Raw genomic sequence first — 19,114 nt, 5'->3', positions numbered from 1 at the left:
TTAATACCTTTTGTAATAAGAATCTATTGTATTTAAGACTTCCCTTCTCAGTAGATATATTGCAACAGCATTTGGAATCATAAGGCACATAAACAGGCTATCGCCTAAATAAGATATAAATTCTATATTTTTTGACATACAACTGATATACACTGAACCCACTATAAGAATTTGGAACAATATCAGTACTTTTTTGTTACCAAATAAGTACAACAGGGCAACTTCACAGTAGTAATAGTAAGCTATTATTGTGGAAAATGCAAAGGAAAACATTATCAGCGGAAGAGCTAGCTTGCTCAATAAAGGCAAGGCTGTTGAAAATGCTGAGCTAACTAACGTAATATCACCTACGGTATTAGTGCTATGCATATCGGTGATAATTATCACAATACCAGTCAAAAATGAGACTAATATTGTGTCTACAAATGGTGCAATCATTGCAACACTTCCAACTTTAACTGGGTCTTTCTCTTTTACAATCGAATGTGCTATAGCTGCTGTTCCAGTACCTGCTTCATTAGCAAACACTGACCTTCTTACCCCTGCTATTAATCCACTCAATACTCCACCTCCTATAGCTGATTTGTTAAAGATATCTTGAAATATTATAGATAGAGCATTCAGTAGATTATTTCCGTTTACACAGATTAAATATATACACATGCCTATATATAACATTATCATGATCGGCCCTAAACCTGTTGCAACTAAAGCAATTCGCTTTATTCCTCCCAGTATTACAATTAATACAAATAGCGAGATAATAACAGATGTGTTGTATTCAAATAAGTTACTTGACAACGCTGCAATTTGATTTGCCTGAAATGGTATGCCGCCTAGAATCATTGCAACAAGCAGCATAACTGCGTAGATAAATGCAAGGAATTTGCCAGTCTTCATAAATCCAATCTTTGCAAATCCACGCTCCATGTAATAAAAAGCTCCACCTGTTGTGCTTTCAGAACGATAGGTAAATGCAAGTACTACTTCAGCAAACTTTATCGACATACCGAGTATTCCAGTAATTATCATCCAAAAAATTGCACTTGGGCCCCCTATTGTAATAGCTATTGCAACTCCTGATATTGTTCCAAGGCCAACTGTTCCTGAAATGACTGTTGTAAACGCTTGAATATGAGTGATTATACCATTGTTATTACCATTACATTTTAGGTTGAATAGCGTCTGTATTCCATACTTGAATAATCTAAAGTTAATGAATTTGAACCGAACCGTACAAAAAACTCCAGTTGCAATTACCCAAAGAATTATAAATGGAATGTTGAATATCTTTATATACAGAAGAGAGTTTAATAGATCAGTTGCTTTTACAATCATGCTGCTCACTACTTTTATATAGCTAATGAGTTTTATATGTGTAGTATATATAAAGTCCAGTGCTTATTGGAATAGTAAGTATATACAATGCACCTAAAATTGGTAGTGTTATCCAGGGCTTGCTTATAAACAGTATGATCAATATTCCAAAAAACGACACAAATATATAGGATAGGCTTCTAGGAACATAAATGTGCTTTGCAGAGAAAGTTGGAATATGACTTATCGAAAAAAATGAAATGGCCAAAAAGTAACAAGCTGTATTCTTTACGTTAAAAAATTGCTCTATAAGAAGTAAGTATTCACTCTCATGAGATTGAAAGGTAATAATTATTGGTAACAGAGCAAGTAAAGCGCATACAGGAGCTGGAACGCCGGAAAAGAAAAATTTTTTCCAGTATAATTGTTCTGAATGTAGTAAAACATTGAATCTTGCAAGTCTTATTGATATGCAGATTACATATATCATTACTAAGATCCAACCTACAACTTTAATTTCCTTTAATTTCCAAAAATATAAAAGAAAAGCAGGTGCTGAACCAAAATTTAGAAAATCTGCAAAAGAATCAAGCTGTGCTCCAAAATCGCTAGTTGATTTTAGAATTCTTGCTATTCTGCCATCCATTCCATCTATTATTGCTGCAATGATAATAAAAATTGCTGAAAATTCCCATTGTTCATTAAATGTGAATTTAAGTGAAGTAAGGCCAGCACATAAACCTAGTAAAGTTATAAAATTTGGAAATAACTTGGTAATAGGTAAGGATTTACCGTTACTTTCATCGTTATTCATACAATGTCAAAGGTAAGCTTCTCTTGTTTATTTAAATCTGCTATAACTGTCTCACCACCAATAACAGTTTGGCCTTCTGAGACTCTTACCTCTATTCCAGCAGGGATATAAATATTTACTCTACTGCCAAATCTTATAATTCCAAACCTTTCACCTGCTTTTACATTCTGAGACGCTCTTAAATTACAAACAATGCGGCGTGCGATAAATCCAGCTATTTGTTCCACAATGATTTCTTTTTCCTTTTCATACTCAATCACAATAACCTGCTTTTCATTTTCATTACTGGACCTATTACTCATTGCAGAAACAAACTTGCCTTTCTTGTAGCTCATTTCCTTTATCGTACCAGATATTGGTATACGATTCACATGAACATTTAAAACACTTAGAAATATGCTGACAAGCGTAAACTTTTTCTCTTCTCTATTCTCTTCTGATAAAGGGTAACTAACTTCTTCAATTTTTGAAACCACACCATCAGCGGGACTTAATATAAAATCCTTATTGTTTGGTACAGCTCTTGCTGGATCACGAAAGAAATAAGTACATAGTAGTGTTGGTAATAAGCAAGTAATTCCAGTCCCCCAAGATATAGAAAATGCTATACACGTTACTATAAAGGAAACAATTATAAATAAATAACCTTCTCTGTTTATGTTAGGCAAACCAAAGCACATAACTTATTCTCAATAATTCATTATTAACAATTTATCATTTATAATTTCTCATGAAAAGCTTTTTTTTACTGTTTCACTTTTCGAATTATTATATAAACATTTGCTTATAAAATCGCTGATAGATGTAAATTTTTTAATAAAAATTGAAGTTTTTTAACTATTATTAATATAATTTTAATAAAAACTTAATAATAATCCTTAATAATCTATGAATTAATATGTTCGCAATTTCGTATGACAGGGGAAATAGAAAAAGATGAATCTCCTTCCTTATACTCTGCAATTCGGATGGGTGATATTGAAGCTACAGAGCTACTAATAAAGTCTGGTGCAAACGTCAATGATAATTATGAACGTAATCGTACGCCACTGCATGTTGCTATCGGGTATAAGCAGTTTGAAATAGCGAAATTGCTGATAAATAACGGAGCAAACGTTAACGCAAAAACTGGAAATCATGGCAAAGATGACTTAACACCAATGCACCTTGCAATTTTTGCAAACACGCCAGAGTTTATAGAATTGCTAGCTAGCAATGGTGCGTCAATTGATGAAAGAGAAAGCACTGAAGGACATACACCTTTTCACCTTGCTACTTTATATGGAAATAAAAGTGTAATACAAGCCTTAGTTGACAAGGGACAGAATATTGAAGATATTGATAATAATGGGCGTACAGCTTTATTTTTAGCTATTAGGCAATGCACTGAAGCAAAGAATGATAGCAGAGTAGAAGTTATCGAGTATTTGATGAATAAACTCAAAGCAGACATAACGAAAAAAGATAATAATAACAACACAATACTTTTTCCTGCTGCTAATAATTGTCCTGGAAAAGTAGTGGAACTCATCATTAAACAATATATAGAAAGCTTTGGTAGAGATCAGTTGAAGGATTTTATCAACCACAAAAATAAAGATGGAATAGATGCTTTGGATATTGCACTCAATAGTGGAAATGAAAAGGCCATTGAAGTACTTAGCTCATATGGAGCAGATATCGAGAATAAAGTAACTCCCAAGATTACTGTAGAAAAACCACATAGTACCTTAGATGGAGCAGAAAGTATAGAAGTGGTATCCCCAATCAAACAAAAATAAAAGCAGCTCTAAATTCCTTGCTTTATTTACATTCTTTCTATAGCATGATATATTAATGTTAGAATGGGGTATGTTTGCAGGTCAAAATAATAATCAACAGCAAAATAGAAATAGAGTACAGGCTTTAATAGAAAGAGTGCAAAATGCTTACAACAACACTAATAAGATTAAAAGATTCATTAATATAGTTTTATTAGTAAGTATGATTCCTTCATTTTTTCTTCTTGTACAGCTCTCTTTGTATTTATCATTAGTAAATTATTTTTTCAAACCAAGGGAAAATGAAAAAAGATTATCAGCGTGGCCAAAAAATGTTATTAGAATAACATTAAGCATTTTTTTAATTGTACACATTATTAATTCTTGTGTGCTTTTGGTACTGCCTATATTGTGTTTATGGTTGCTAAACAAATCACTCATTGAAGACATACAGCAGTTTAACGATTTAATACAACAAATTCCAGAGGAAGAAAGGCCTATTTTCTTTCAAGATTTAGCAGCCATTCCTTTTATGGCACAAACTACTCATGACCCAAGTGCAGTTGCTAGTATAAACTTGAGTGTTGATAGACTCATAGAAAAGTATAAAGAGAATTTAAGCAAAGATGAATTCTATGTACAGCTAAATAGAGGCAACACAACCGACATTGAAGAGTACATCACACAGTCAAATGAATTTACAGAAGGCGATAAATCTCATGCACTTGAATGCTTAAGATTTATCAATAGAACAGGAGATAATTTTAAAGACAATCATAGTAAGTTAACACTAAAGCAAGCAGCTATTTTATGTTGGAAAGCCTGCAATGATAGAAATACAGGGACAGAAAATCAAAGAACTCCTTTGAATGATGAAGACATAAAAAACAGAAAAGATATGTTTTTAAAAGGTCTTGTAGACGCTGCAACAACTTACGGTAATCAAGGTCAAAGTTGTGCAGGTGGAACATACAATAAATTATTTGAGTCTTTATCTGGCTTACATCCATCAGTGATTATTAAACTCGATGGAGAAGAGGCTAGAGAAATGATAAAAGAAACGATCACACAAAAATTCCCTGAAATGGCCAAAGCCAATTTCACCAATTTCTCTGGAAAATCACAAGAAAGGATCCGTAGCGAGTTACCAAAGTTATCATCTGAAACAGTAAGGTATATTATGACTACGCATTCAGCTCTTGAGAGAAGGTATCAAGAGTTCAGCAATAGATTAAACAATGATAAAAAGAATGAAATATTAAAAGAGTGTATGAGCAACTTATCCTGTGTTGATCTAGAAAGTCCAATTGAAAGAAGAAGGTAAATTGTATTTGATTGTGGCCATTTATTTTGAAATATGAAGCAGAATTTTGTATGGTTGTTTCAATTTAAGTCTATGTATTGAAATAACATGTAAAACCACTTCGTGTAGGTGATGTATTATATTTTATCTATATGTCAAGAATCCTTCTCTCAACTTAAAGATGTTGCTAATCAGCACATACAAATGTAATATTAATTAATATTTATAAATAAAGCAATTCCATGGAAAGTAACTACAACGCTGACGCAATAAAAATCCTAAGAGGTCTTGATGCTGTAAGAAAGCGTCCAGGTATGTACATTGGTGATACTGATGATGGATCTGGTCTGCACCATATGGTGTACGAGGTTGTTGACAATGCGATAGATGAGTCTTTGGCTGGGTATTGCAGTAAGATTGAAGTTAGCATAAATGAAGATGGTTCAGTTTCTGTAACCGACAATGGTCGTGGCATTCCAACAGACATTCACCCAGAGGAAGGGATATCAGCAGCAGAAGTGATAATGACCCAATTACATGCAGGAGGTAAATTTGACAGCAATACCTATAAGGTTTCTGGAGGATTACATGGTGTTGGAATTTCAGTTGTTAATGCGTTATCGAGTTGGCTGGAATTAACCATATGGCGCAATAAGAAGGAATATTTCATACGCTTTGAAGATGGTGAGTCTGTTGAATCTTTAAAGGTAATTAATGAAAACAAAAATAAAAGAGGAACTAGAGTAACGTTTATGCCATCAACGGGGACTTTTAGTAGTATTGATTTTAGTTACTCCACTCTTGAGAGTCGCATCAGAGAATTGGCATTTTTAAACTCAAATATTGAGATCATTTTGTGTGATCTCCGTAATAAACCACATGTAAAGTCTCATTTTAACGATAGTAAAGAGTCTGAAGATAATTTTGGTACAGCTAATTTTGTACGGTACTTAGACAAGAATAAGACACATGTTACTAAAATTGCCAGCATTAGAGATAATGTAAAAGATCTAGGTACCAGTGTAGAAATATCAATGGAGTGGAATGATTCCTACTATGAGAATATGCTATGCTTCACAAATAATATAAGACAACGGGATGGTGGTACGCATTTGGCGGGGTTTAGATCTGCACTAACCAGATGTATCAATAACTATGCAAACAATGAAGGTTTTTTGAAGAAGGCAAAAGTGAATTTGACTGGAGAAGATGTTAGAGAAGGCTTAACTTGTGTTTTATCTCTCAAGATGCCTGATCCTAAATTTTCTTCACAGACAAAAGATAAATTGGTCAGTTCTGAAGCGCGGGCAGTTGTAGAGAGCATAGTTTTTGACAAGTTGAGTACAATACTTGAAACTGACCCCAAGTTAGCAGCAAGTATAGTAGAAAGAGCGATTAGGTCAGCAAAAGGAAGAGAAGCCGCAAGAAAAGCACGAGAGTTAGTTAAAAATAAAAACAATATTAATATTGCAACTCTACCTGGAAAGCTTGCCGATTGTCAGGAAAAAGTTCCTGAATTATCGGAATTGTTTATAGTAGAGGGTAATTCCGCAGGTGGTACTGCAAAGCAGGGACGTAATCGTAAAACACAGGCGGTACTTGCTTTAAGAGGGAAAATTCTAAACGTAGAACGTGCAGGGCTGGATCGTATTTTTTCATCTGCAGAAATTGGCTCTCTGATCACGGCAATTGGGGCTGGAATAGGGAGTGAGCACTTCGATATTGAAAAAACTAGGTATCATAAAATTATCATTATGACAGACGCAGATGTTGATGGCTCGCATATAAGAACTTTGATTCTAACTTTCTTTTTTAGACATATGCGTGAAGTAATTGAGAAAGGATATTTATACATAGCGCAGCCACCGCTCTATAAAGTTACAAAAAATGCTAAAGATACTTATATCAAAGATGATGAAAGTTTTGAAGAGTATATAGTAAATTCAGCGATTAAAAGATTAACATTAAATGGTGTAGGCAAAGATTTGCGTTTCGTTTTGAATAACTGCCTCAGTATTTCAAACATTAGCAAAAATTATGATAGGGAAATACCAAAAGATCTCTTAGAATCATTGCTAATTTTAAGCAAAAAGAATGCTCTATTGTCTGCTGATGAGATATTAAAATATTTAAAATTGATGTATAGTGAATATAATTGGGAAGTAGAAGTAAAAGATGAGGAAATTCACATTGCTAAATTGTTTCAAGGGTTAGCAGACAAATATGTATTCTCGCTTAGTATGCTTGAAAGTAAAGAAATACGGAATATATTGAGTTCTCTTGATAACATAATTGACTTATTTAATGGTGATTCATTTTTACAGTCACAAGAAACTGAAATAAAAATAAAGTCTCCAAGTGCACTCGCAAAAATAGTGATGGATTATGGTAAAAAAGGTTTAACTCTGCAGAGATTTAAAGGCCTTGGTGAAATGAATGCTGATCAGCTTTGGGAAACTACACTCAATCCAGAAACTAGAACTCTGCTAAAAGTTGAAATAAAAGATTGTGAAGAAGCAGATAGCATATTCTCGGTGCTAATGGGTGATATAGTTGAACCACGTCGTGACTTTATAAATAACAATGCACTTAATGTGCATGATGTTGATATTTGATTTTAGAAACGCTAAACCCTTATGGCTTAGCATTGTGTGCCAAACCGGCTATTTAAAACGTACTACTAACCAATCCATTTCAGAAATCTGAATTGATCTCGGTTGTATTCCCGTTTTCGATCATAAATATATAGATTTTCTGTCCTATTGTTGTTATAATTAATGCCTCGCTAACATTGAATATTAATGAATGAATTGAGAAGGCTCACTATTACAGAGATGCATGATGGACTTAGGCGGGGGGATTTTTCTGCTGTTGAGCTTGTAGAGACGCATGTTAATGCAGTTGAAAATGAGCAACTAAATGCATTTGTAACAAAAACCCCAGAAATCGCGATAAAAGCTGCTAAAATAGCAGATGAATACTTCTTGAAACAAAAAGATAATATTTCACCACTTATGGGCATACCAGTTGGTGTTAAAGATTTATTCTGTACAAAAGGAATAAAAACAACAGCATGCTCAAAAATGCTGGAAAATTTCATCCCTACTTATGAATCTACGGTATCTAATGTGCTTTTAAAAAGTGGAGCAGCCATGCTTGGTAAACTTAATATGGATGAGTTTGCTATGGGTTCTGCGAACACAAACAGCTATTTTGGTCCTGTTAAAAATGTATGGATTAGAAAAAGTGACGGAGAAAAAGTTGTTCCTGGTGGATCATCTGGTGGATCTGCAGCATCAGTTGCTGGGTTTTTATGTGCTGGAGCACTAGGAAGTGATACTGGTGGGTCTGTACGCCAACCAGCAGCTTATTGTGGAGTTGTTGGAATAAAGCCAACTTATGGAAGGTGTTCGCGTTTTGGTATGATTGCGTTTGCAAGTTCTCTCGATCAAGCAGGAGTAATTACTCGTTCCGTTTCTGATTCAGCGTTAATGCTGGAAACAATTTGTGGCTATGATGAAAAAGATTCAACATCGAGCAAAAGGCCAGTGCCTAAATTTTCCAGTTTTATAAATGGTGATATTAAGGGTAAGCGCATTGGTATACCAAAAGAGTATAAGATGGATGGAATTTCAGATGAAATAGTTCATAATTGGGAAAAAATTGCTTCCTATTTAAAAGAAAACGGTGCTGAAGTTGTTGACATTACTCTGCCTCATACTAAATATGCGATACCGGTTTACTATCTAATTTGTTCTGCTGAAACTTCATCTAACCTTGCTCGCTATGATGGTGTACGTTACGGATTCAGGGTTGATGCTGATACCCTTGAAGAAATGTATTCGCTAACAAGAGCAGAAGGTTTTGGTAAAGAAGTGAAAAGGAGAATTTTAATTGGTGCTTATGCGCTTTCTTCAGGTCATTACAATGAGTATTATGAAAAAGCACAGTGCATTAGGGCATTAATTAGAGATGATTTTATAAAAGCGTTTGAAAAAATAGATTACATACTTGTGCCATCTGCTCCAACAGAAGCTTTTGGCTTAAATGAAAAGCCAGACCCGCTAATTATGTGCATCAATGATGTGTTTACCGTGCCGGCAAGCTTAGCGGGGTTACCTGCTATTTCTGTTCCTGTTGGACTTTCCAATGAAGGCTTACCACTTGCTTTGCAAGTAATTGGAAATTATTACGATGAAGCTGGAATATTAAATATGGCAAGTGTGATAGAGCAAAATTGTGGCAGAATAGTTAATTCCCTTACGTAATATGTTTTCTTATAGTAACTATAGCATTATGATTATTTTGGCTATAGGAAACAAGAGCTTGATTTTTATAGCTAAATAACAGACCATCAAAGGCACACATAAATATCTACAATGAAAGAAAAAACTTTCACAATCATTGATGGTTATGGTTTTCTTTTCAGAGCTTATTACGTTTTGCATCATTTGACTACCACAGCTGGTATTCCAGTAGGTGCTGTGTACGGTTTTCTTAATATGGTTCTGAAGTATATTTCCCATTCGGACTACTTAACTATAGCACTTGATTCTGGCAAAAAAAATTTCAGGCACAGTTTATATTCTGAGTACAAAGCAAACAGAGTAACACCTCCTGAGGATCTAATTCCACAATTTACAATACTGAGAGAAGCGGTAGAAGCTTTTAACTTCAGCTATGAAGAGATTGAAGGCTATGAAGCAGATGACATAATTGCAACACTAGCTGCAAAATATGCCAACCACGAAGACTTTAAAGTAGTAGTAGTCTCATCAGATAAAGACTTATTTCAACTTTTGAATTACAACATTCTAATATTTGATCCTATTAAAAATATATACATAGATGAAAAACAAGTGATAGAAAAATTTGGTGTAAATTCAAATAAGCTTCTTGATTTATTTTCTCTAACTGGAGATGCATCTGATAACATTCCAGGCGTTCCAGGAATAGGCCCAAAAACTGCAGCTAAATTGCTGGATAAATTTGATTCGTTGGATAACATTATAGAAAACATCAATAACATTGAGCAAACAAGAGTTCGTAATATTCTTACTGAGCATAAGGAAAAAGCACTAATTTCAAGAGAACTTTTGTCACTATGCAAAAAAGTAGATCTTCAACATGATATTGTAAAATATGAAGTCCATCCTCCAAATATGGAAAAATTGTTATCCTTTTTGAAGAAATATGAATTTAATTCATTGATAGGAAAAGTAGAAAAGCTCTTTTCTTATAGTGGATCTAGCACAAAAGAGAAAATAGAATATAGTAGTGAAGAATTAGAAAAATTTTTGGAGCATTGCAGATATGAAGGTAAAATTGCAATTCATTGCCACTTTGAAAACAATAGATTGAACAAAATCTCCTTATCTTGTAGTGAGGATAATATTTTCTACATAGATCAAAGCTGCCTACAAGATGCACTTACTATAATAAATTCAACTTTATTTTCAAATGGGGTGCTTAAAATAGTACATGATATTAGAAAGATCAGAGAAATATTTCCTACAATAGAGAGAGTGCTAGACTCAATTGATGACCTGATGATCATGTCATACAGCCTTGACACAGGTAAGCATGATCACAGCATTCCAAACATAATTGCACACAATTTAAGTAAAAATGTAGAAACTTTCTCGGCAAAAATTTTAATAGCGATCCATGAGAAACTGACACAAAGATTATTTCAGGAAAAACTTTTTACGATTTACGAGCGCTTTGATAGACCTCTCATGAAAGTAATATTTGATATGGAGCAAAATGGAATACTGCTCAATATTCAAAAACTACAGGAATTGTCTGATAAGTTTGAGCAGCTAATTGCTGTACTTGAAAACGATATACATAATTTAGCAGGAGAAAAATTCAACATTGCATCGCCAAAACAATTAAGTGATGTTTTGTTTAATAAAATGGAGCTAAGTAAAAAGAAAAAGTCAAAATCTGGGTCTTATAGCACAAACTCTGAAGTTCTAGAGGCACTTGAAGAGGAGGGGACAGAAATCGCAGGTAAAATTTTAAGTTGGCGACATTCAAGTAAATTAAAGGGTACCTATACTGACGCGTTAATAAAACAGGTTGATCCGCTTGATGGTAGGATACATACAAGCTTTTCAATAACCACAACTGCAACTGGAAGGCTGAGCTCTAGCAATCCTAATTTACAAAATATTCCTATCAGAAGCGAAGAAGGTAGTCTTATCAGGCAAGCCTTTATTGTGCCAAAAGGTTGCAAGATAATTTCTGCTGACTATTCACAAATAGAATTAAAAATCCTGGCACACGTTGCAAATGTTACCGCATTTAAAGAAGCTTTTGCAAACAGGCAAGATATTCATGATATCACTGCAAGACAAGTTTTTGGAGTGCAAGAAATAGATGAGCAATTAAGACGCAAAGCAAAAACCATTAATTTTGGCATTATATATGGCATTAGTCCATTTGGCCTTGCAAAGCGACTTGGCATTACCTTTCAAGAGGCTGCTGAATACATTAATTACTATTTTTCTTGTTATCCAGAAATAAAAGCCTATATGGAAAAAGCAGTATCTATCGCAAGACAGCACGGTTATGTAGAGACTTTGTTTGGTAGAAGATGTTTTGTAAGAGACATCAACAATAAAATTCCTTATCTAAGACAATTTGCAGAAAGGGCAGCAATAAATGTACCACTGCAAGGAACCGCCGCTGATATAATAAAACGCGCGATGATTCGGCTTTTTGATCAGTTAAAGTCAGGTAAAATAATCCTCCAGGTTCATGATGAATTACTTGTAGAAGTGGAAGAGAGCAGAGTGCAAGAAACAGCAAAACTTATGAAAGATATAATGGAAAATGCAGTAGAAATTTCTATACCACTTGAAGTAGAAATAAAAATTAGCGACAACTGGGGCTTTTCTTAATTATACCGTAGACCCTAAGAACCTGTCTTGAAAGGACTTAATTAACAAGCATAGTCATATTAAATATTTCTTGAAGTAAGGAGAGTACACTCATACGTCAAGCAAACAACATTTACCTAAAATTCTTTGACATTAGCAGCTTTCTTGCCCCGTTTTCAGTAAACAGTGATTTTGTAATTCTTCTATATATTAGAAAAATTTTTATTTTAATTAGCGTTAAACAATAGGCGCCTATTGGTTTTTAGCTAAAGTAAAGGTCAAATATCTGGAATTCTGGACATAAAATCCCCCTGTGTAAAAAAAAGATTAGAAAAAAGTGCAGCGCACATACAACAGAGATTAAGCATATTTACATGCACTAAAGAAGATACGCTACGCTTTTTGATTAAAAATTTGACTGAAAAGTCTGCAGACAAAGATAGATTTTGAGCTCTTAAAATATCTCTAACTGTAATTATAATCAGATTTAAAATATATGGAAGCAATTTTTTACATTCCCTTATCACTTATATCATTTGTTACTTTTCTATTTTTTGCTTTATTCTTTTCTTTTTTTCTCTTTCAAGACAGGTTCTAAGAAATTTGAACTAATACGAAAAATATGCTATAATTATGGCATAGGTAAATGAAATAGGTCAACCATGACAGTTCCACCAGTAAAAGCAGAGTCTTCAAAATCACCTATAAAGGAAAGTGAGATAATTTTCAAAGAAGAACATAAGGCAATTTATGATGCCTTCATGGAAGCATTACAAGATAAAGCCAAATCACAGGAGAGCCCACGAATAACTAATGTTTTCATATCAGATTATGAGTACATACTACTTAATAATGTCAATCCAGAAAAGATAAGACCACTCAGTAAAGAGAATTTTTGTCAGTTTTTACTTTCTGTGCTTAAAGAAATTAGAGAGAAAAAATTAGCTGGAGAGGAAGATAGTAAAGTAAAGCAAATAGTAGAAGGATGCTTAGATGATGTACGTGGTACAGAAGCTAGGGATTGGGTTGTTGATTTTGTTAAGCGTAAAATACCTGGAAGAGGATTATTAGAAAAAATACCAGGTCTTGGAAAAGTTTTAGATGTTAAGGAAGAAGAGGATAAACCACTACTTAGTGATGAAGAGATGGTAACAAAGTTCTTACGTAAAGTTTTTCTTCCTATTCTTTTTTCCATTGCTTCAATATTAATTTTTGGTCCTACTACACTTGCGATAATTGCTGCTGTTATTGGTACAATATTTGCTGTAAAGGGAGGAATTGAAGTTCTTTTTTCAAATAATAGGCCAGGTACTTTATATGACCCTAGCTCACCAGATAAAGATGATATAGAAAAGAGAAAAAAATTGAATGAAAAAATTCGCAATGGCATTGATGATATTTTAAAAACCGAAATCAAAGAGATTACTGAACAAATTTCTCAGGGAGACGGAGAGAATAAACAGCATTTTACTTCTGAGCGAGTTTGCAGTCCACGAAAAGAAACACCTGCTACCCTTAAACAACCTACTTTAGATCAGCCAGCCAAAAGCACAGAAAAGACAGCAGTCAATTAAGACCTATTTGCCAAAGGTGAATTGTGTAATAGCTCTTTTATTGTTTTATAACACATACAACGGGAGTATGATCAGATGGGTTTTCTAGTTTACGCAACCTATCATCTATGTAACATGTTTCCAATTTATCTGCAGCTTGTGGCGATAGCAGCATATGATCTATTCGCATTCCTTGATTGTTTCTGAGTGAATTACCTTGATAATTCCACCAAGTGAATTGTTGTAAGTTGAGGTGAGATATTCTAAATGCATCTTTAAAACCAAGATTCAAGATCGCTCTTAATTTCTCACGCTCTTTTATATGAAAGCACACTTGGCCATTTAATAAATTTGAATCAAAAACATCAATTTCATCCAGTGCAACATTATAATCGCCAGCTATAATAGTTAACTCTTCATTTTTCAACAAAGTGCCCATCCTTTCATATAGGTTATCAAAAAACTTGAGTTTATATTCAAATGCTTGGGAGTCCAAGCTTTGACCATTGGGCACGTATAAACTTCCTACCCTTATCTTATTATTGGTGTGTTTTATCACACACTCTATATAACGTGCTTCTTGATGACTCTCTACAACATCAATTTTTAATTTTTCCAGTATTGGATATTTAGATAAAACACAAACACCATTTCTTGCAACCTGTCCATAGACAGCATATTCATATCCTAACTTTTCTATCTCTGCATAAGGAAATTGCTCTTCTGTACATTTTATCTCTTGCAGCAAAACTATATCTATCTGACTATCAACTATAAAACTACAAAGTTGGTTAATTCTTTTACGTATGGAGTTTACATTCCAAGTTGCAATCTTTAGCATCAACAATCCTTATTAATTATATCAATTAAACTCTCCCCTGTGGGCAACCTCGATGTTATAATTTTTTTCCACTTGATTAACTTTAAACTATCAGCAATGTTTTTACTCATGGTATATGCAACTGTATTATTCATCACAGGAGATAGCCCACTTTTTAGAACTAATGAACAAAATACCCTTGCAGTTTGTGAGGAAAAAAAAGCAACGCTATCAATTTTACCGTCCAATAGTAAATTTTTACACCTATTAGTTAGACTCCTTTTAGTAATTGTTTTATAGAGTACAACTTCTCTTACGTTAAAACCTTCTTCAGATAATCTTTTTTTTAGGTCACATGATACTTCTTGTCCCCTTATATATAAGAACTTTATTGCATTTGAATAATGAGATTTTATGAATGATATCAGACCATCAACGTTGCTGTCTGCTGAGATTATATCGGAAAATCCCAAATTTTTTGCAGCCTGCATAGTTGAATTACCAACTGTAATAATCGAAAAGTTATCCTCTTTGCATATTTGACTGAAAGCCTTTACACTGTTTTTACTTGTAGATATCACAACATCAAATTCGTGCGCGGATATATCAGGATTTAAGTACTTTATTGTGAATACTGGCTCTATAAAAACTTTGTATCCATATTTTTTTAGCGTGCTTCTTGTGCTCAACGAATCTAATAAAGGCCTTGTCAATAAAATAGACTTCATTCTGGTTTATTTCGCTAGCAGTAAAATGATATCCCTTATACACAAATTATTGAATAAAAATTTTATTTTTCAAGTTTCTTGCATAACCTAGAAAAAAGGCAAAAGAAACTCCATAATTGGCCCAGTGCTAGAAAACTGATCTTAAATAAGCGAATGTTTTTGATCAAATGAAAAAAAGATGTTACTCACTGAGTAACATCTTTTTTAAGAAGATAGATAGTTTTGTTTACTCTCTATATCTTCATTTTTGGAGCTTGATGCTCTACATCGACTTCAGCAGTTACTGTTGAAGAAGGTCCCACCAATTTGTCCAAAGAACCTGTCTTTCTTAAGTCAGCTTGGGTTTTTAACTTGCCATTTTTCTCAGTGAACATACCATGTTGCGGAGAAGAACTTGGTGAATTGAACCCACTATCAGAATTACGACGGTAACTGGCAAAGCTAGAAGTTGTAGCAGTACTGTCAGTGCTTAAAGAACCCGTTGAATTGCTTCTTGGCGGTTTCTCCGGAGCAACATAAAAACGGCTATTTCCTATCTCCGCAGATTGTATCTGATCCAACTCAGAATCTTGATATCTTATATAAGTAGCTTCCTTTGGCTTTTTGCCACCTTTTAGTGATGATGAAAACTTGCTCCAAAGTGAAGTAGGTGCTTTTACTTCCTTATGCTCATTAGGATTTAATAATTCTGCTTTGCTGCTAACAGTACTTATAGAACTCGTTGAACTACTACCTGATAAGCTATTTTCCAGTGAATTCATAGAACTTGCTTTATGCCTTTTTGCTGACTTATTAAGCCTTTCTAAAGTATTAAAACGAGTATGCTCTTCCTTGCATTCTTTAATAACTTCCTTAATCTCATCATGATGTTCAGAAAAAATTTCATATAGGCTGCTATTATCTTTAGCTAACAAATGTTGCAACTTCTTAGCATCTAATTTATTGATAAAATCTATTTGCTGCTTCAATCGGTTGATCAACTGGTCCTTTTTGGCACTGTGTTGACCATCAACAGAATAAGCTTTCTCTAATATTTTTTCCCCCAGCTTAGAAAATATTTTCCTAGTTAAAGCAGAGCTATTCACACCTTTGTCTTCAAAAACTTCCTTGACAAACATTTCCTTTACACTATTAAAACTTCTCGTTTTTTCTTTTGTTTTCAAAATAACAGTTTGATCTTCATTACCTATTGAATATGCGATGCCATCTAAACTAGACATGCTTGCACCACTATCACTCATCTTCCTTCCAAGGTTTTGAATGTTATCCCCCATTTTTCTTAATGTAGAGCTAGCTCTCTCTTGTGTTGCCTGTTTTACAGAACTTGCAGTTTCTTTTACCGAATTCTTGGCATATACAGCACCATCTTTGATTTTTCCGCCAATATGCTTCGCTCCTTCAACTGTTTTTTCTGCTGACCATTTGAGCCCTTTATATCCAGATTGAACTGCTTTTACAGCAACTTTCGCAGCGAAAAATAGAGTAAGACCAACTATAGCACTTGGTATAGCAAGTGTTGCACCAACTGCCAAAAATGGTAACACTGCTGCAAATAATCCACTTGCTGTACCTACTACAAGGGCCTTATCTCCTTGCTTCATCTTGGAGAATTCTGTATCTCCTTTTAACAGATCCATAATTCTGTCTTTCAGCTTCTTGGGATCGTGAATGATATCTGAATTTAATGAAGAATCTTGAATCATTTTAAGATCATCTTGCTTAGTTTCAACAAAATTTGAAGAGTTTTTTTCACTAGGTGACATTTTAAACCTCACTATTAATTAAACATACTAATATTGTATATATCTGATTCTTAAGTTAGGGTTAATTCATCTAACAATGTTCATTTGCACTCAAATGATTTTACTTGATGTGTTTTGTTGAAAGGACAGAAAATTAGTGATTGTTGCGGTATGACGTCTCGTTTAGATCAGCTATAGTTGAAGCAAAACTTATCCTTTTCAAGAAGTAGATTTTTCTGAAGCCTGAGCAGAGACTGCGCTTGGATCTGATAATTCTGTTCTGACATATTTGCGTTCTTTATCATATAAATCATGAAAATCATTCATTTGCACGTCAGTTTGAATTTCTATTTCTTTAGTCTTTTTTTGATCTGTTGAAGATGATGCATCAACTCCTGCATTTGTACCTTGGTCTTGTGTTTTAGGAACTGTAGTTTCGTGATCACTTGCCTCGATTCCTCTACTTTCATATTCAGCTTCAGTTGAAGTAGCTACTTTCGCATTTACTTCACTGAACTCATCCGCAAGTGATCTTCCAGATTTAAGTTGCCAAATTTCCCTTTCTAAATTTCCCTTTTCTTTTTGCAGTTGATTTAATTCTCTAGCTAATTGATTTACTTTATCAGTCAATTTTTCGTTTTCATTTTTTGCTTCCATCCATTGTTCTACAAACTGCTTTTCATGATTATCTTGTGAACCTTCTACCAATATTTTCTTTAGATTATTTTCCAAATTTGCATTCTTTTTTTCTAGTGCACTTAACTTAGCTTCACTTTGCTTAAATTTTTCCTGTAGTTCCTCATTTATTCTATTTGTTGACTGAATCTCACTTTCTTTATCTTTCAATTGATTAATTAAATCTGTTATTCTAGCATTTTTATCTTTTTGACTTTGTTCTAGTGTGCTTACCTTTCGTTCTAATTGCTTAATGTCTTGATCTTTTTCTTGCATTATTTTTTTCAATTCAGCTTCAAGTCTTTTAACTTTTCCTTCCAAAATTTGCTTTTCTTCACTTAGTGTTCTTATTCCTGTATCACCTTCCTTTTCTATATTTTGATTAAGTTCTTCTGATTTTTTGAGTTTCTCTGTAAGCTTCTTAATAGAAGCATCTTGTTCCTTGATTTTTTGATCTCTTTCAAGCATTGCTTCCTGTTGTTCGTTAATTTCATTTTTCAGGTAATCACGTTCCGAGATTAGATCATCACGCTGCTTTGCAAGTTTGTTAATTTCATTTATAGTCTCATCTACACCTTTTAATCCCTCTTGCTCATACTTTCTGTCATAATCTTTGTGCATTTTTTGTTGATCGTAACTGTCGTCAATGTATTCATCAGTGATTTCAGACTCTTCATCACCAATTTCGCTCTCAGTGAAAAAAGAACTTCTACGCGAATCAGGAGAAGAATATCCACTACTACTTGGTATAGGTGACTGTGGTGGATCTTTTGTAAATATTTCCTCTGCCAGCGTTTGCTGCTCGTTCACACTTTTGCCCATGTCAGTAAAAGCTTGATGCAGAGTTTTTCCGTTGATAAAAACTTCTTTATTCTGCTCAACTAATTTTAATACCTCTTCTGGGTCAGTTATTTCTCCAAATTTTGGTTCATCAATCACTCTTTTTATGCCCTTAGAATTTACTTCTACAGTCATGCTACAATCTATGCTATTGCCTTTAGAATCCTTAGCTTGCCAGTTAATGGTCATCTCACATGAGCTTGAACCAGTAAAATCATAGTGCCTTTCGCTGCCTTTTTTGGTTGCAGTTATTTGACTATCTTTCCCTAAAGATAGGTTATAAACCTTGCCTTCGTCGCTGGCTCTTAAAAGGGTGCTAATCTCTATTGGTTTTTCTTTATTTTCAAATCTAATTTTAAATTCATTATCTTGTGTTGTATATACTAAGAAATTTTCACTTGGTAGAGATTCTGCGAATTTTTTATGTGTTGCATTTATTGATTGCTCAAACTTTTGAAACTCCTCTTTCCACTTTGAACTTACCTGTTCTTTAATGTTCTCATCTTTGCGTAAAGGGCCAATAAAATACCAAATTAAGTTTTCTTCCTCTAATTTTTTTATAAAATCCTGAAAATTGTTGCAAGGTTCAATGAAACTTAAAATATCATTTTTCTTTTGCTCATCTACATCTAAACCTTGATTTTCAGCTATAAATAAGTTTTCTTTTAGCATAAT

13 protein-coding genes are annotated in these 19,114 nt (G+C 33.7%); 6 read left to right on the top strand and 7 right to left on the bottom strand.

All coding sequences use genetic code 11. From position 1 onward, the window contains the following. The 3 genes from OOT12_RS05925 to OOT12_RS05915 are packed head-to-tail and all read right to left on the bottom strand — an operon-like array spanning position 1 to position 2,811. A complete protein-coding gene (locus OOT12_RS05925) occupies positions 1–1,338 on the bottom strand; it encodes an alanine/glycine:cation symporter family protein (protein WP_264374589.1) in 1,338 nt (445 codons plus the stop codon). A gap of 22 nt (positions 1,339–1,360) precedes the next feature. After that, a complete protein-coding gene (locus tag OOT12_RS05920) occupies positions 1,361–2,131 on the bottom strand; it encodes a CDP-alcohol phosphatidyltransferase family protein (RefSeq protein ID WP_264374590.1) in 771 nt (256 codons plus the stop codon). Continuing rightward, positions 2,128–2,811 (bottom strand): phosphatidylserine decarboxylase, encoded by a 684-nt coding sequence (locus OOT12_RS05915; protein ID WP_264374591.1) that lies wholly within the window; start codon positions 2,809–2,811, stop codon positions 2,128–2,130. Before OOT12_RS05915 ends, OOT12_RS05920 begins: the two co-directional genes overlap by 4 nt. Positions 2,812–3,045: 234 nt before the next feature. Here OOT12_RS05915 and OOT12_RS05910 point away from each other — a divergent pair, with 234 nt between their 5' ends. The 6 genes from OOT12_RS05910 (at position 3,046) to OOT12_RS05885 (ending at position 13,655) form a co-directional block, all read left to right on the top strand. Then, positions 3,046–3,912 carry an ankyrin repeat domain-containing protein gene (locus tag OOT12_RS05910; RefSeq protein WP_264376507.1) on the top strand — a complete coding sequence of 289 codons (867 nt, stop codon included), beginning with the start codon at positions 3,046–3,048 and terminating at the stop codon, positions 3,910–3,912. A gap of 70 nt (positions 3,913–3,982) precedes the next feature. Continuing rightward, positions 3,983–5,215 carry a hypothetical protein gene (locus OOT12_RS05905; RefSeq protein ID WP_264374593.1) on the top strand — a complete coding sequence of 411 codons (1,233 nt, stop codon included), beginning with the start codon at positions 3,983–3,985 and terminating at the stop codon, positions 5,213–5,215. 221 nt (positions 5,216–5,436) lie between these two features. Next, positions 5,437–7,809, top strand: coding sequence for a DNA topoisomerase (ATP-hydrolyzing) subunit B (gene gyrB / locus OOT12_RS05900; RefSeq protein ID WP_264374594.1), 2,373 nt, complete (start codon positions 5,437–5,439; stop codon positions 7,807–7,809). 186 nt (positions 7,810–7,995) lie between these two features. Then, entirely contained in the window at positions 7,996–9,462 is a 1,467-nt protein-coding gene (gene gatA, locus OOT12_RS05895) for an Asp-tRNA(Asn)/Glu-tRNA(Gln) amidotransferase subunit GatA (RefSeq protein WP_264685252.1), read from the top strand. A 111-nt stretch (positions 9,463–9,573) separates the two neighbouring features. After that, positions 9,574–12,102 carry a DNA polymerase I gene (gene polA, locus OOT12_RS05890; RefSeq protein WP_264376506.1) on the top strand — a complete coding sequence of 843 codons (2,529 nt, stop codon included), beginning with the start codon at positions 9,574–9,576 and terminating at the stop codon, positions 12,100–12,102. A gap of 641 nt (positions 12,103–12,743) precedes the next feature. After that, the gene (locus OOT12_RS05885) at positions 12,744–13,655 is read left to right on the top strand and encodes a hypothetical protein (RefSeq protein ID WP_264374597.1); all 912 of its coding nucleotides are present in this window, start codon (positions 12,744–12,746) and stop codon (positions 13,653–13,655) included. 37 nt (positions 13,656–13,692) lie between these two features. On the opposite strand, the gene OOT12_RS05880 is transcribed toward OOT12_RS05885, so the two are convergent. From OOT12_RS05880 to OOT12_RS05865, 4 genes are all read right to left on the bottom strand, one after another. After that, a complete protein-coding gene (locus OOT12_RS05880) occupies positions 13,693–14,475 on the bottom strand; it encodes an exodeoxyribonuclease III (RefSeq protein ID WP_264374598.1) in 783 nt (260 codons plus the stop codon). Continuing rightward, the gene (locus tag OOT12_RS05875; RefSeq protein WP_064085243.1) at positions 14,475–15,182 is read right to left on the bottom strand and encodes a uroporphyrinogen-III synthase; all 708 of its coding nucleotides are present in this window, start codon (positions 15,180–15,182) and stop codon (positions 14,475–14,477) included. The genes OOT12_RS05880 and OOT12_RS05875 overlap by 1 nt, the downstream gene beginning before the upstream one ends. Positions 15,183–15,415: 233 nt before the next feature. Next, positions 15,416–16,945 carry an actin-bundling T4SS effector WalE1 family protein gene (locus tag OOT12_RS05870; RefSeq protein WP_264374599.1) on the bottom strand — a complete coding sequence of 510 codons (1,530 nt, stop codon included), beginning with the start codon at positions 16,943–16,945 and terminating at the stop codon, positions 15,416–15,418. A gap of 198 nt (positions 16,946–17,143) precedes the next feature. Continuing rightward, positions 17,144–19,111, bottom strand: coding sequence for a hypothetical protein (locus OOT12_RS05865; RefSeq protein ID WP_264374600.1), 1,968 nt, complete (start codon positions 19,109–19,111; stop codon positions 17,144–17,146). Positions 19,112–19,114: the final 3 nt, after the last annotated feature.

This window comes from Wolbachia endosymbiont (group B) of Parapoynx stratiotata (assembly GCF_947250635.1).
Classification (GTDB): domain Bacteria; phylum Pseudomonadota; class Alphaproteobacteria; order Rickettsiales; family Anaplasmataceae; genus Wolbachia.
This window is presented reverse-complemented; position numbering and strand designations above follow the sequence as displayed.

Coding starts and splice junctions, on each gene's coding strand:
- OOT12_RS05905 (WP_264374593.1), top strand. CDS start 3,983: ATGTTTGCAGGTCAAAATAATAATCAACAGCAAAATAGAAATAGAGTA.
- OOT12_RS05880 (WP_264374598.1), bottom strand. CDS start 14,475: ATGCTAAAGATTGCAACTTGGAATGTAAACTCCATACGTAAAAGAATT.
- OOT12_RS05870 (WP_264374599.1), bottom strand. CDS start 16,945: ATGTCACCTAGTGAAAAAAACTCTTCAAATTTTGTTGAAACTAAGCAA.
- gatA (WP_264685252.1), top strand. CDS start 7,996: ATGAATGAATTGAGAAGGCTCACTATTACAGAGATGCATGATGGACTT.
- polA (WP_264376506.1), top strand. CDS start 9,574: ATGAAAGAAAAAACTTTCACAATCATTGATGGTTATGGTTTTCTTTTC.
- gyrB (WP_264374594.1), top strand. CDS start 5,437: ATGGAAAGTAACTACAACGCTGACGCAATAAAAATCCTAAGAGGTCTT.
- OOT12_RS05885 (WP_264374597.1), top strand. CDS start 12,744: ATGACAGTTCCACCAGTAAAAGCAGAGTCTTCAAAATCACCTATAAAG.
- OOT12_RS05910 (WP_264376507.1), top strand. CDS start 3,046: ATGACAGGGGAAATAGAAAAAGATGAATCTCCTTCCTTATACTCTGCA.
- OOT12_RS05925 (WP_264374589.1), bottom strand. CDS start 1,338: ATGATTGTAAAAGCAACTGATCTATTAAACTCTCTTCTGTATATAAAG.
- OOT12_RS05915 (WP_264374591.1), bottom strand. CDS start 2,811: ATGTGCTTTGGTTTGCCTAACATAAACAGAGAAGGTTATTTATTTATA.
- OOT12_RS05875 (WP_064085243.1), bottom strand. CDS start 15,182: ATGAAGTCTATTTTATTGACAAGGCCTTTATTAGATTCGTTGAGCACA.
- OOT12_RS05865 (WP_264374600.1), bottom strand. CDS start 19,111: ATGCTAAAAGAAAACTTATTTATAGCTGAAAATCAAGGTTTAGATGTA.
- OOT12_RS05920 (WP_264374590.1), bottom strand. CDS start 2,131: ATGAATAACGATGAAAGTAACGGTAAATCCTTACCTATTACCAAGTTA.